General features: G+C 66.6%; 14 protein-coding genes. 11 read left to right on the top strand and 3 right to left on the bottom strand.

From position 1 onward, the window contains the following. Positions 1–144 precede the first annotated feature (144 nt). On the top strand, positions 145–900 hold the full coding sequence (locus OG953_RS27555) for an HNH endonuclease (RefSeq protein WP_405687604.1): 756 nt from the start codon (positions 145–147) through the stop codon (positions 898–900). Between the two features lie 31 nt (positions 901–931). Here OG953_RS27555 and OG953_RS27550 read toward each other — a convergent pair whose 3' ends face one another. Beyond that, the gene (locus OG953_RS27550; RefSeq protein WP_405687603.1) at positions 932–1555 is read right to left on the bottom strand and encodes an ATP-binding protein; all 624 of its coding nucleotides are present in this window, start codon (positions 1553–1555) and stop codon (positions 932–934) included. Between the two features lie 214 nt (positions 1556–1769). Between OG953_RS27550 and OG953_RS27545 the strand changes: the two genes are divergently transcribed. From OG953_RS27545 to OG953_RS27515, 7 genes are all read left to right on the top strand, one after another. Beyond that, positions 1770–2615: a helix-turn-helix transcriptional regulator gene (locus tag OG953_RS27545; RefSeq protein ID WP_327275028.1), complete on the top strand. Its 846-nt coding sequence runs from the start codon at positions 1770–1772 to the stop codon at positions 2613–2615. Further along, entirely contained in the window at positions 2615–2827 is a 213-nt protein-coding gene (locus tag OG953_RS27540; protein ID WP_405687601.1) for a DUF397 domain-containing protein, read from the top strand. Before OG953_RS27545 ends, OG953_RS27540 begins: the two co-directional genes overlap by 1 nt. A gap of 243 nt (positions 2828–3070) precedes the next feature. Beyond that, the gene (locus OG953_RS27535) at positions 3071–4777 is read left to right on the top strand and encodes a hypothetical protein (RefSeq protein WP_405687600.1); all 1707 of its coding nucleotides are present in this window, start codon (positions 3071–3073) and stop codon (positions 4775–4777) included. Beyond that, a complete protein-coding gene (locus tag OG953_RS27530; RefSeq protein ID WP_405687598.1) occupies positions 4767–5288 on the top strand; it encodes a hypothetical protein in 522 nt (173 codons plus the stop codon). The genes OG953_RS27535 and OG953_RS27530 overlap by 11 nt, the downstream gene beginning before the upstream one ends. Before the next feature lie 16 nt (positions 5289–5304). Continuing rightward, positions 5305–5817, top strand: coding sequence for a nucleoside deaminase (locus OG953_RS27525; protein WP_405687597.1), 513 nt, complete (start codon positions 5305–5307; stop codon positions 5815–5817). A gap of 33 nt (positions 5818–5850) precedes the next feature. Next, entirely contained in the window at positions 5851–5940 is a 90-nt protein-coding gene (locus tag OG953_RS27520; RefSeq protein ID WP_405687596.1) for a DUF397 domain-containing protein, read from the top strand. A 362-nt stretch (positions 5941–6302) separates the two neighbouring features. Continuing rightward, entirely contained in the window at positions 6303–6629 is a 327-nt protein-coding gene (locus OG953_RS27515) for a hypothetical protein (protein ID WP_405687595.1), read from the top strand. A gap of 366 nt (positions 6630–6995) precedes the next feature. Here OG953_RS27515 and OG953_RS27510 read toward each other — a convergent pair whose 3' ends face one another. After that, positions 6996–9053 carry an NPCBM/NEW2 domain-containing protein gene (locus OG953_RS27510; protein ID WP_405687594.1) on the bottom strand — a complete coding sequence of 686 codons (2058 nt, stop codon included), beginning with the start codon at positions 9051–9053 and terminating at the stop codon, positions 6996–6998. 102 nt (positions 9054–9155) lie between these two features. Then, positions 9156–9596, bottom strand: a complete 441-nt coding sequence (locus OG953_RS27505) for a helix-turn-helix domain-containing protein (RefSeq protein WP_405692096.1) — start codon at positions 9594–9596, stop codon at positions 9156–9158. Between the two features lie 29 nt (positions 9597–9625). On the opposite strand from OG953_RS27505, the gene OG953_RS27500 reads away from it, so the two are divergent. The 3 genes from OG953_RS27500 (at position 9626) to OG953_RS27490 (ending at position 12764) form a co-directional block, all read left to right on the top strand. Further along, positions 9626–10084, top strand: coding sequence for a hypothetical protein (locus tag OG953_RS27500; RefSeq protein WP_405687593.1), 459 nt, complete (start codon positions 9626–9628; stop codon positions 10082–10084). A 383-nt stretch (positions 10085–10467) separates the two neighbouring features. Then, complete coding sequence (locus OG953_RS27495; RefSeq protein WP_405687591.1) at positions 10468–11409, top strand: ABC transporter ATP-binding protein; 942 nt, start codon at positions 10468–10470, stop codon at positions 11407–11409. Continuing rightward, complete coding sequence (locus OG953_RS27490; RefSeq protein WP_405687589.1) at positions 11406–12764, top strand: ABC transporter permease; 1359 nt, start codon at positions 11406–11408, stop codon at positions 12762–12764. Before OG953_RS27495 ends, OG953_RS27490 begins: the two co-directional genes overlap by 4 nt. Position 12765 lies beyond the last annotated feature (1 nt).

The following is a 12765-nucleotide window of genomic DNA, read 5'->3' as shown; positions in this document are numbered from 1 at the left end:
TTGCCCGACTGGCACCGATTGCCACCAGTCATCACAGAGGGTGACAGACCCCACTGACAACACGACCGTCCTCAAGTGTGCGTCACACATCTTTCCGCTCCGACCGCCCCACACGTGACAGCGAACACTCATACGATATGGCCCATGCCGAGAAGCCCTGCATGGACCCGCGACGAGTTGCTGCTGGCCTGCGCACTCGTGGTCGAGAACGGGTGGAATGAACTCCGTGAAGGCGACTCTCGCGTACTCGATCTCTCCGACCTGCTCCGGTCCCTGCCCATCCACGCCAACGCAGCGCAGGCCATCCCGAAGTTCAGATCCATCGGCAGCGTCAGCCGCAAGACTTCCGATCTTGCCTCGAACCACCCCGCATACACCGGCAGCCCTACCAAGGGCGGTCGGCTGGATAAGGAGGTCATCGCCACCTTCATCGCCCGGCCCTCCGAGATGCTTGGGGCTGCCGCTGCTCTGCGGCAGGGTATCGGCACAGGTGAGCTGCACAAGATCCCAGAAGATCCAGATGAACTCGATGATGAGGGAAACTCGGCGATTGAAGGCCGCCTCCTCGCCAGATGGGCCCTCCATCGCGAACGTGACCGCAATCTCCGGGCTCGCAAGATCGCGCGGGCGGAGAAGCTGGGGCAGCCCTTGCAGTGCGAGGTCTGCACCTTCGATTTCGGCCGGTTCTACGGAGCCCTCGGCAAGGGCTACGTTGAGATTCATCACGTACTGCCTCTCCACATATCCGGGCCCCGCGAGACCAAGCTGGAAGACCTCGCCTTCCTGTGCGCCAACTGCCACCGCATGTGCCACAGAGGCCATCGCGGCGCATCATGGCGCACCCCCGCAGCCCTGCGCGCGGAGATTGAGAAAGCCGCCAAGGCGGGCGAGGCAGCGTAGCTGCCCGCCTTCGGCTCGTACGCTGCGCACATCAGGCCGCCTCCGCCTCGAAGTGCATCTGCGCGCGGTCCAGCAACCCGTCCGGGTCGCCACCCCGGGAAGTGACCCAGTGCAGGACATCCGCGATGAGGTCGATGGCAGATTCCTCAAGGATCTGAACGGAGCGACTCTGCAGCAAAGGCGGTGCACCGACATCGCCTCGGTATTTCGTCAGGGCCGCTTCAGCACGCTGCACCCGGCGGCAGTGCAGCTCCGGGTCGGCTGACAGCTCACACCAGACAGCCTTCCCCGTCGCAGTCAGCAACGTTCCCCAGTCGGCAGCCATGCCGGCGAGCAGATGCAGACCCCGCCCGCACTCGTCGTCGCAGGTCGCCGATCCGAGGACCGGCACGCGGTAACTCTTGTCATGGAGTTCGATCCGCAGCCGGTCCCCTGCTGCCTCCAGGACCAGGGTGGCAGCGACACCTCTACCCACATGCTTGATCACGTTGGCTGCCAGCTCACTCACTGCCAGCTCAGCTTCTTCGGCGAAAGCCGGCAAGCGCCACTCCGCAAGCTGCCCCCTGACGGCTCTTCGCAGGTCCCGGACCGCTGCGGGCTCGGCCTCGAACGGCAGAACGCTGCGGAGTTGCGAACTGTTGTCGTGTCCGGACATGCACTCTCCTTCCGGCGCCACATCAGCCCTGCACCGGCCGTATCCAAACGACTGCGCTGAGTGGCCAGGTTTGCGAGTATGGCAGCAAGAAGTCTCTTCATGAAACTTCTCACGAGAATCGATCGGGTGAATCCAGATCCCGGCAACGGGTGTCAGACATAGCCTTGTTGGCGCCGAAGAGCCTCAGCGCACACGGAACGGAAGGCCACCCTCCATGTCCGTCAGGACCACAACACGACGTCGACAGCTCGGCGCGATGATGCGCAAGTTGCGCGCACGGAAGGGCATGACGCTGGAGGAAGCTGGACGGCTCGTCGGGATCTCAAAGGCCACGGTCAGCCGCTACGAGACCCAGGAAGGGCCAGTGAAATGGCCCATCGCGGACGCCCTCTGCCGGCAGTACGACGCGACCGACGCGGAGCGGAATGCCGTGGTCGCCCTGGCGAAGGACGCAAAGCAGCAGGGTTGGTGGGGGCCGTACACCGACTCCATCCCCGCTGACATGAATCTCCTGCTGACGCTCGAAGACGAGGCAGTGCGCGAGGACCACTTCTCCGGCACTTACGTACCCGGCCTTCTACAGACACGGAACTACAGCACAGCGATCCAATGTGCCAGCGAGATGCGTCTGGCGCCCGAGGAGATCCAGCGTCTCGTCGATATCCGCTTGAAGCGCCAGGAGATCCTGAGCCGACCGAAGCCGCCCCACCTGTGGGCGATCCTCGACGAGTCGGTGATCCGGCGCGTCGTCGGATCCCCCGAGAGCATGCGCGATCAGTTGAGTCACCTGCTGGAAGCCAACAACTCGCAACACATCACCCTGCAGGTCCTGCCGTTCTCCAAGGGCGCCCACGGCGCGGCCTTGGGAAGTTTCGTGATCCTCGGCGGGGTCGAGGCAAGCCTGGACGTCGTGTACGTCGACCTGCATGTCGGCCCGCTCTTCATGGAGACGGACGAAGAACTCGACCGATACAGACTTGCGTTCGACTACCTGCGTGCACAAGCGTTGGACATGGCCGCGTCGTCGGCCTTGATCGAGCGCGTTCGCAAGGAGATGTAATGCTTTCGGTTCCTCACTCCCCCGAGCCTCTCAGCTGGTTCAAGTCGTCATACAGCGGAGCGAACACAACTGAGTGCGTTGAGGCCGCCCACCTCCCACAGGCCACCGCGGTCCGCGACTCGAAGACCCCTGGCGGTCCGATGCTGACGTTCGGCCAGGCATCGTGGGCGGGGTTCCTCACCGCCGTACGGCACCAGCAGTTCGGCGGCTGATCAGCCCGCCTCCTGTGAGGGTGGCGTCCGCGCTGTCCTCACAGGAGGGTCTGCCGACCGCAGGCCAGCCCGTGCCCGGCTCCCTTCCCGCCTGTCTTTCGGCACCAGACAGCGCCTCGTCCAGGACTGCCACAGTCCACCTCACCCCCCAAACGCTGGCTCTTTCCCGATGGACCTCCTTGGCAACTCCCGTGCTGGCTGGCACAGTTGATAGAGCCAAATGAGCTCTGGGGGGCATCTGAAGTGCAGCACGTACGTCGCGAGGCTGTCCTGGCGTTCTGTGCTCTCTTACTGATCCCTCTCGCGGTCTACCTCCCTGCCGACCGCGGGGATGCCGTCGACGCGACGCAGTTCACGGTCGCATTCTTCGCAACGCTCCTCACTGGTGAAGCTGTGATTTTCGCGCTCACCTTCTCTGCGGCCAGCTCCTGGCCCTCCCTGCGCGCCATCGACAGCCACATCGCCTTCCGCGAATGGGTCTTCATCGGCTGGGTCGCCGCGATGTTCACCGCATGCGGGCTGCTGAGCAAGAGTGCGACGAGTCTCACGTACGGCGCTCTGCTCTTCATCCTGGCCAACGTCTTCGGTGTCTTCTCGTTCATCCGGCTCTTTGGTCTCGCCAGTATCGGTGGACGTAATCGGCTCCTTCGCCAGACCCTCACCGAGGCCCTGCCCGGTCCGCGGCCCCAGGTACTTCTGGACGACCCGGTGGTCGCCGCCTATCTCGGCGCCCTTGACCAGGCCATCAGCACCAACGATCCGACCGGCATCCGCAACCTTGTAGGCCAGCTCGTCGATGCCGAGGTCGAACCAAGAAGCCACGACTCTTCCGTAGTCCTGCGCCTGGAGGTCCTTCACCGGCTCGCCCGCGCAACCCTCGTGCGCGGTGCTGACCCGGTGGTGGTCGTCGGATGCGCAGAATCCCTGATCAATTCCGTACTGCGGCAGATTCACGATCTGGACGACCCGGCCGTGGTGCTCAGTGAGCTCAGCAGATACCTGGGCTGGCTCGGCAACACGGCCCGCCTCATGTCCGTGCGAGGCATTGCCTCCGGCCGGGCGGCCCGCGAACTCGTCGCCATGACAGTCGACAGCCGACTGCGCATCCTCCTCGCCGTCGATCCCGATCCCAAGCTCTTCCAGAGCCCCGATGAGGTCGGATCCGTCATAGCGGACCCGGCGGGAGTACTGATCTGGGCCCGGGACTTCACCGAGTTTCAGGGCGCCCATCAGGCCAACGCGCTCTACAGCGTGTTCCAGATCCTCACAGGTACCAAGTTCATGGGGAATTACTGGGACGGAGATTCCATCCTCGGCGAAATGCGCCGGAGGCTCTTTGGCTCAGAGATGCTGGCCGCGGGAGCGGATGCGGACGCAGCCCGTCTACTCTTCGGCACTGTCAACGAGTTCGACCGGTTCTGGGCGTTGGTCTCCGTGGGCGCCATCGCCACTCTTCGCGATACGCGAGTCCCTCATCCACCCGAGTTAGTCCGCCCCGAGTTCACGCCGGACCCGCAGCTCCTCGGCGCCTATCTGCGTTCCTTCGGCACGCATCGGTGGTTCGAAACAGCCCGTGAGGCCCATGCGGAGCTCTTGGCACTCGTCAGCCGCGCCGACGGCTCCGACGCCCCCTGGGAACTCATCCGCGAACGCACTGCGCAACGGGCGTTTCGGACACCGGCACCCCGGGCCGAGCCCAGGGAACGACCCGCTGCCATGGTGCTTGCTATCGCCTGTCGGCTCGCGCCCCTCGAACCGGACGGTTCCGACGCCGAACTACGTGCCTTCCTGGCCGCTCTCCCCACACCCGCGCTGGCAGCAGCCGATGAACTGGCTGCCCGGGTGCTCCCCGGTGCGACCGAGCAGAGGGAGCCGGGAGACGCGGTGGTCAAGGGGTTCAGGGTCATGCAACTCGTCGGCTCGCACACTCGGGTGGGACATGGACAGTGAACACTGGCGGAGCCATGCAGAGAGACTGCTGGAACCCTCCGTGCAGGCAGCGGTTGTGGTCCAGTGCGGTCTCGGTTGGCTGCGGCCACCCCAACTGGCCCTGCGGAACGAAATCGACGAAGCCCTCCTGACCGCGCAGCTGCAGCGCGGCGCCGCACTGCGGATCGACAGGCTCGTCCTTCACAATCTGCCGGTCGCGGTGAGTGAGGAGGCCGACTTCCAGGCGGTGACGGCAGCGTTCGACGTATGGCAGTTCAGGCTTGCCGCTGCCTGTTCTCTGCTGCCCGCACCTGCGCCGCGCATACACCGCCTCATTATCCGCGGGGACCGGCCAGAGACACCTCCGGCGGATATGGTCGCGGTACTGAAGGATGGCCAGTGGTCCGATGCGGAGCAGGCTGCAGCTGCGTTGCAGCGCATCGGCGCCCCGGGGAATACCACCCCTCTGACCGGGTACGACGTCGACCTGTCAGGGCCGTTCAGCGACAGCGATCCGTCGGTTCACATGTGAGATGAGGGAGATTCTGTTGCCGTACACCAAGGAGTCACCGGAGGACCGCGCCTTCCTGGAGAAGGCCATTTCGGTGTCACGCCACGCGTTGGACGACGAGGGAAAGACGCCCTTTGGAGCCGTGATCGTAATTGACGGCACGATCGTGGGTACGGGTACGAGCTCCGTGGTGGAACTCCATGACCCGACCGCCCACGCCGAGATGATGGCGCTGCGGGCGGCCGGCAGCGCGCTGCAAAACCACATCATGGAGAACGCTGTCATGTACTCCAGCAGCGAGCCCTGCCCCATGTGCCTCGTCGCGTGCTACTGGGCCCAGATTCCACGTCTGGTCTATGCCGCCACTAGCCACGATGTGGCGGCGAACGGATTCGAAGACCTGCAGTTCTACCGCCAGCTGTCGCTCTCCAACGAACACCGGGGCTTGCTGGAGGAGGTGTCCGTAGATGGCGAGCTACGTGAGAACGCAGCCGGAGCATTGGCGGAATGGGCTAGCCAGCTTCCTTTCACCGTCGTTCCAAAACTCTGACCTTCGTGTACTCAACTGCAGTGGGCCATCGGGGTGCGCGACTCGAAGCAGCCGCAGGGCCCCTGGATGGCCGTAGCCCCTGGAACGTGGGCGCGGTTCGTCGCTTCTCTGCGCACTCAGTAGGTCGGGGTCCGATCCGCCTCGCCGCCGTTCACGATGCGTCCGATGCTTCAAGCCGTGCCATGCTCCGCGCCCCCGCCGCGCGTAGGCCACCCCCGCATCGCGTGCCTCACCGCCCCGTACGAGGATGAGGATCGTCTGCCCGCGAGTGGCGGCGGCAGGGGGTGCAGGATGGACATGTGCGGTCGTCGTGGGGTCTTGGCAGGGATGGCCTCGGTGGTGTTCGCCCTCTCGGTGTCCGGGTGTGGGCCGGGGCAGTACGCGGGGTGCCGGCCGTTACTGGGGTCTCGTGGGCGGAGATCGTCGGGACCTGGCGGTGTATCGATGGCACCGTGGTCACCCTGCGAAAGGACGGAACCGCCGTCGTGAAGCTTCTCGACGGGGAGGAATTCGACTTCGACGATCAGTGGCGGATGTCCGGCGCCGGAACATGGGAACTGACCGACCGGGACATCGGTTGGGGTGATGGTCAGCACGTGTCCCTCTGCGTTACTCGGCGCACCTCGTCGGCGTGGCGTGAAGACGAGGACGCAGAGGACGGGGCAATGGGCACCGCTGACATCAGGGAGCCGGCGCCGGACACATACACCTGGACTCTGGAGTTGGAGCGCGGCGACAAGGGGCTGGCGCTGTATTTCTTCTTCAGCGACCCTGACAACCGCAACACCTACTGCCTGGAGAAAGAGCGGTAGGCCGCAGAAGTTTCGACCGTCCGCGGCCCCCTGCAGCGCGTGCGACGTCAGCCCTCGCCCGGCAGGGCCGCTGGCTTCCCGTTTTCCAGAACAGACGCTCAACTTGATCCGGAGGTGACCCGGCCGGGGCCGCCCCGGCGGCGCCGGCCGGGGTCCGCTGGGTCAGCGGCCGTTGCTGCGCAGGTGGCGGGCGTTCCTGCGCGCATCATCCTCGGCCTGATAGTCCTTCGGTCTGCCGTGATGTACCCGACCTGAGGTCTACGTGCGCCGAGGATGATGTGCAGAGATCGCTGGTGGGAACGCGGATCCGACTTACCGCCGCGGCATGTGGCTGACTGAGCGGGTGAGAACGGACCGGCGGGTGGCTCAGTCGCAGACCACCCGGGCGTCGGCCCAGTCGGCGTGGTCGGAGCCGTTGCCGTCACCGCCGTCGGTGACCCTCAGCCTCAGTACGCTGACCCCCGTCACGTCGACATCGATGGGGCGGGCGCTGTCGGTGCCGCGGACGACAGGCGTGTCGGCGATTTGCCGGCCGTCGCCGAGCACCTGATACGCCACCGAGCCTCGCTGCGTATCGTCATCGACACCAACCTCAGCATGGAAGGTGCGACAAGCACTGCCGAGCCAGAAGGTGATATCGCTGGTCGCGTGCGCCCCAAGGCCCTTGGCGTACGTCTTCCCGCCGATGGTCAGGGGGCCTCCGTCACCGGCGAGGGTACTGCCGTTGGTCTTGTCGCGCTCGACCGGGCCCCACCCGTTGGACTCGCTCAGGAACGGCAGGTCGCTGAGATACGCGGTTCCGCTCGGGTTGTTGGGGGGCGGCACCAACATCTGTCCGGACGCCTGGTCACCGTTTTCCGCACCCTGGTAGGTGGCCCGCGCGGACAGCGGGTAGTAGCTGGTCGCGGCATCCGCGGGTGCGGTGACGGTCCAGGTCGTCGTCGCCGACTTGCCGGGGGCGATGGCGTCGAAGGTGGTGGGGGAGGTGGCCTTCGCCGTCCATCCGCTGGGCACCGTGAGGCCGACGGAGGCGTCCTTCAGCGGGGTCGGGCTGGTGTTGTTGGTGTAGGTCGTCGTCACGGTGGCTGTGGAGCCGGGCTTGATGACCCCTGAGCCGCTGACCGTGAGCTGGTGCGGCGGGACGAAGCTGGGCACGTGCCACTTCTGGTGGAGCTTGCCGTCGCAGTCCCGGAGTTCCGCCGGGGTTCCGTTGGCGATGTCCGCGCCGGGGACGGTCAGGCAGTGGCCGGACGCCGGGTTGAGCAGGGAACCGTCGGTTCCGGGCCGCCAGGTCTGCGCGGGGGTGCCGTCGCATTCGGCGAGTTCGGTCTTCGCGTCCGCGGTGGCGGTCAGGCACTTGTCGGACTGGCGGATCGTGCCGTCCGCGTGCCTGATCCACTGCTGGTTGGCGGCGGCTTCGCAGTGCCACAGGCCGAGCGCGCCCGCCTCCGCCGGATCGGTCTGGTGGTTCTCCAGGCATCGCCCGGCCATGCCGCGCAGGCGCGCGGTCTTGGACATGTCCCACGCATCGGTGATCGTGGAGACGTCCGCGTCGGCCGTGTGGTTGATGTGGTCCAGGCCGTACATGTCCAGCAGCGTGCGCAGGACGTTGTAGTGGTTGATCTTCTCGCTGTACTCGCCGGCCCTGGCCATCGGCCCGACCATGATCGTCGGGATGTGGTTGGCCGGGGTGAAGTCGTCCTCGTCCCAGGTCAGCACGAAGAGGCTGTTGTGCGTCTTGGCCCACTGGATGTACGAGTCGAAGGTGTTCTTGACGAAGGCGTCACCCTGGGCGATGGTGCCGTCGTGCATGCTCTGCTGGCCGTTGCCCACGTAGAAGGAGACGGTGGGCAGCTTGGCGAACCCGTCCGGCGTGGTCGGGAACTCCTCCTGCCGCTTGTCCATCGGGTTCAGGTTGCCCGGGACGCCCGGGATGTTCTTGTAGCGGAGCCACTGGGTGGGCTGGCCCTGGTTGGCGTAGTCCGCGAAGCTGTACCCGTGGGTGGTCAGCTGGTTGGGCAGGTTGTCGGTGTCGACGGACTGCGGGGCCGGCCAGTCGCTGGTCTTCACGATGTCCGAGGCGGACAGCAGCGAGTAGTAGTTGGGCAGGCTCGGGTGCGTAATGCCGTACGAGTTGGTGAACAACGCGCCCTGGGCGGCCAGGGACTTGATGTACGGCGCCTGGTCCTGGGGTTTGGTGGACGGGTTGTTGAGGACGTCGTCGTAGCCCTTGTTCTCCATCATCACCATGACCACGTGGTCCGGCTTGGGAACCGCGGTGGATCCCACGACGACCGAAGAGTCGGCGTCCGAGGGTGCGGTGTCCGGAGTCGCCGCGGCCGCGGAAACCGCACCCGGAAGGGCGATGCATGCCAGCAGGACCGAGGCCATCACGCCTCGGATGCGTGTGCGCGGTATGCGCATCCTGTGCTTCCTTATGTTTGTATTCGATTTTGCTGAACTGGCCCGCGCGGCTTGCCCCTCGACCGATCGCGGACGAGTCGGGCGATCGCGCACGGGCTGACGTCACGGTGAAGACCATCGCGAAATGCAAACCGCTGTGACGTTTGCTTCTCGCTTTCCGCTCTTGACCCACGAAGCCTTGGTCAAATTAGAGCCGTTTGGTTGCCGACCCGGCACTGGTCGGTGAACTTCTCCCAAAATGGAAGTTCTCGTGTTGTTGTCAGCCAGCGGCCTCCCTCGCCCTGGCTCCGCCACTCGTGCACGTACGTGGGACTCGAATCCCTGTAGCCGGGCTTGCAGTTCGTCGTAGGTGCCGGGGTGGCCGGTTGCGACCGCCCGTAGCCTCAGGTCTTCGGGGGTTGCAGTCTGACGGCCGTTCTCCAGCTCGCTGATCCGGGACTGTTCCCATCCTGGGCGTGCGGCCGGTTCTGAACCGGTGAGTCGCCCGCCGGGGCACGCAGTGCGGAGTTCCCGGAGCCTGACGCCCAAGGCCGTCCGTGTCATCCGGTAGTCCGTACTCATCGGTTCAGCGCGTGCCTTCAGTCGAGCTGGTTGCTATCGGCCGCGAACATCTCGTGCGGGACCGCGTGATGCGTGGAGGGGATCCGGGCGAGGGAGTTACCGACCAGGGGCGCGCAACCGGCGGCTCAAACGCGCAGTTCCGATCCGACCAGATCACAGCTCGGCTTGCAGCATGGAACGCCGGGGACGTCACGGCACTGACCGACCGGTTGGGCAGCGCCCGGCTGCAGGCGCCGGGGCTCTCTCGACCGCTGACCACGGCCGCGGGCAAGACCGCTTACCTCAAGCGGCTCTTCGAGCATGCTGATGTGCAGCTGAAGGCGGGCCAGGTCGCCTTCGGGGAACGTACGACCTACGTGGAGTGGCATGGCAAGGTGACCAGTGACAAGGGGGCGGACGTCCCGTTCGGAATCGTCGAGCGGTTCGGCCCCCGGGGGAGTGGGAACTCTACTTCGACACGTTGCCCCTGATCGCCGACAAGGCGGAGATCGCTGCCCTCTTCCAGAGGCTGGCCCAGCCCGCGCCCTGAAGCTTCGATAGTCCGTTGCCTCATATCGGCCTTCAATCAAGGGACGCCGAAGACGAGTCCGAGTTCGCCGGTGCCGAAGCGTGATACCCCGCCCCGGGGTCCCGCCGGCCCGGCACCAACACCCGGGATCAGGCCGCCGGCTTCCCGTTGATCCTCGCGATCCGTTCGCGCCACGGGATGCGTTCGGGCTCCGGTGCGGGGGCGCCGTGGAAGGTCGCGTGCAGGGTGCCGGCCGTCTCCCGTTCCAGAAACGTTCAACCAGCCGCCCCTGCCTGCATCGTGTGCCGTCCCTAAGGTCCTTGAAGGTTTCGAAAGAAGGGTCTCATGGACACAATCCTCGCAATCCGGGCTCGCGGGATCACCAAGGTTTTCGGCGACGTCGTCGCACTCGACGGCATCGATCTGGATGTGGCGCAGGGGCAGATCCACGGCTTGGTCGGGCCGAACGGCGCCGGCAAGACGACATTGCTCGGCCTCCTGCTGGGCCTGGCCGTCGCCGACAGCGGTCGCCTCGAGATCCTGGGTACGCCGGTCGGGCGGGCGCTCGCCGCTCCCGACGGTGTCGCGGGCTTCGTGGACGGGCCCGGTCTCTACCCCTCGCTCACCGCCAGGCAGAACCTCGCCGCGCTGGCCGCTCTCCGTGGCCGCGACGCGCGGACAACGGGGATCGACGACGTGCTCGACCAGGTCGGGCTCACCGATGTCGCCGACGACCGGACACGCGGCTTCTCCCTCGGCATGCGTCAGCGGCTCGGGCTCGCCGCCGCCCTGCTCACCAAGCCTCGGCTGCTGGTGCTCGACGAACCTTCCAACGGCCTCGACCCGGCCGGAAAAAAACAGGTTCACGGTGTCCTCACCCGGCTCGCGGCGGAGGGAACCAGCGTCGTGCTCTCGAGCCACCGCATGGACGACCTCGAGGCGCTGTGTTCCGAGGTCACCATCGTCGCCGCCGGACGGGTCGCCTTCTCCGGCCCGTTGAGCAAGCTGGCCGCCGAGGACCGTGAACTCGACTACCGGTTGCTGACCTCCGACCCGCAGGCCGCCCGCCGACTGGCTGTCGACACGGCCGGGATCCGCGTCGTCGACGACGCCGGGGCACGGCACGACGTTGAAGTGCTCGTCGTGCGCGCACTGGTGCCCGCCCTCGACGAACTGGTGGTGAGGCTCGTGCACGCGGGCATCGCGGTGCGCGAGCTCGCCCCCGTGGTGTCGCCGCTCGAAGCAGCGTTCCTCGCCCTCACCCAGCAGCAGGAGGCCGGCCGATGACCGCGACCCTCACCCACGACAACGTTGCCAGTGCCCGCCGCGTCCCGGTTCTGCGCGGCTACCGCTTCGAGTTGGTCAAGCTGGTCTCGCAATGGCGGATCCGCTTGCTGGTCCTCGCCTGCTGGATCGTGCCGGGGCTCTTCGTCGCCGCCGTCAGCCAGCAGAGCACGCTCCCCACCGACACCCTCTTCGGTCGCTGGATGCACGCCACGGGGTGGGCCGGACCGCTGGTGGTACTCGGTTTCGCGGGCACCTGGGCACTCCCGCTACTGACCTCGGTGGTCGCCGGCGACGTGTTCGCCTCCGAGGACCGGCTCGGCACCTGGCGCCACCTGCTCGTGGCGGTCCGGTCGCCTCGACGGATCTTCGCAGCGAAGGCGCTGGCCAGCCTCACCGTCATCCTGCTGCTCGTGGCCGGGCTGGCCTGTTCCAGTGCGGTCGGCGGGGTCGTGGCGGTCGGTAACCAGCCGCTGGTCGGCCTCGACGGCCACCTGCTGGCGCCGGCGGACGCCGCCGGCAGGGTCTTGCTCGCCTGGGTCTGCGTACTCGCCCCGACCCTGGCCCTCGCCGCGATCGGACTACTCGGTTCGGTCGCGCTGGGGCGGTCACCGATGGGACTGCTGCTGCCCGCGCTTGTCGCGCTCGCGATGCAGGTCGCCCAGATGCTGCCGCTGCCCGTCGCCGTGCGCCTCGCCCTGCCCGGCTACGCCTTCATCTCCTGGAACGGTCTGTTCACCAGCCCGGCACAGGTCGGCCCGCTCCTGATCGGCATTGCGGTCAGCCTGGTGTGGGCCGTGCTCGCGACAGTGCTGGCGTACTTGCTTTTCCTCCGGCGCGATTTCACCAACCTCGCCTACGACGGTTCCGGGCGCCGCGCGATCACCACGGGACTCCTGCCGCTGGTCGGACTGGCCGCCCTCACCGTCGCGGTGGTCGCCGTGGCGACCCCGTCGATGGGCTCCGGAATCGAGCAGGACAAGGTCCAGCGGTCGGTCGCCACGTCATTCGCCCACCTCTACCGCATGCAGACCCAGCAGCTCAACCGCCCCGCCGTCACCGAGGCGCAACTGCGGGTCACGGCGGCGTGCAACAAGGGCGGCGGCCAGGTCGCCCCCCAGGGGCCGGGCAACGACTGGCGCTGCGTCGTCACCTGGCACCTCCCCGGCGTCGCGGCCGCAGGGACGGCCATCTACCAGCTCGACGTCGCCTCAGACGGGCGGTTCGTCGCCGATGGCGACGGACCGAAGGAAGTGAACGGCTACTTCCTGGTGCGGACCCCGACCGGAAACGCACCCAACCCGCTTTGGCAGTTCGACAGCAACGTCGAACTGCTCGACACCACCCCGAAGGGATAAT

Origin of the sequence: Streptomyces sp. NBC_00057 (genome assembly GCF_045041165.1) — a bacterium.
GTDB lineage: Bacteria > Actinomycetota > Actinomycetes > Streptomycetales > Streptomycetaceae > Streptomyces.
Note: the sequence above shows the minus strand (reverse complement) of the source record. Positions and strands in the feature narration are given on the sequence as shown.

What these genes read in the sequence shown, in the direction of transcription:
- OG953_RS27545 (WP_327275028.1), top strand. Translation starts at nt 1,770, where the DNA reads ATGTCCGTCAGGACCACAACACGACGTCGACAGCTCGGCGCGATGATG.
- OG953_RS27550 (WP_405687603.1), bottom strand. Translation starts at nt 1,555, where the DNA reads ATGTCCGGACACGACAACAGTTCGCAACTCCGCAGCGTTCTGCCGTTC.
- OG953_RS27490 (WP_405687589.1), top strand. Translation starts at nt 11,406, where the DNA reads ATGACCGCGACCCTCACCCACGACAACGTTGCCAGTGCCCGCCGCGTC.
- OG953_RS27555 (WP_405687604.1), top strand. Translation starts at nt 145, where the DNA reads ATGCCGAGAAGCCCTGCATGGACCCGCGACGAGTTGCTGCTGGCCTGC.
- OG953_RS27540 (WP_405687601.1), top strand. Translation starts at nt 2,615, where the DNA reads ATGCTTTCGGTTCCTCACTCCCCCGAGCCTCTCAGCTGGTTCAAGTCG.
- OG953_RS27530 (WP_405687598.1), top strand. Translation starts at nt 4,767, where the DNA reads ATGGACAGTGAACACTGGCGGAGCCATGCAGAGAGACTGCTGGAACCC.
- OG953_RS27505 (WP_405692096.1), bottom strand. Translation starts at nt 9,596, where the DNA reads ATGACACGGACGGCCTTGGGCGTCAGGCTCCGGGAACTCCGCACTGCG.
- OG953_RS27510 (WP_405687594.1), bottom strand. Translation starts at nt 9,053, where the DNA reads ATGCGCATACCGCGCACACGCATCCGAGGCGTGATGGCCTCGGTCCTG.
- OG953_RS27495 (WP_405687591.1), top strand. Translation starts at nt 10,468, where the DNA reads ATGGACACAATCCTCGCAATCCGGGCTCGCGGGATCACCAAGGTTTTC.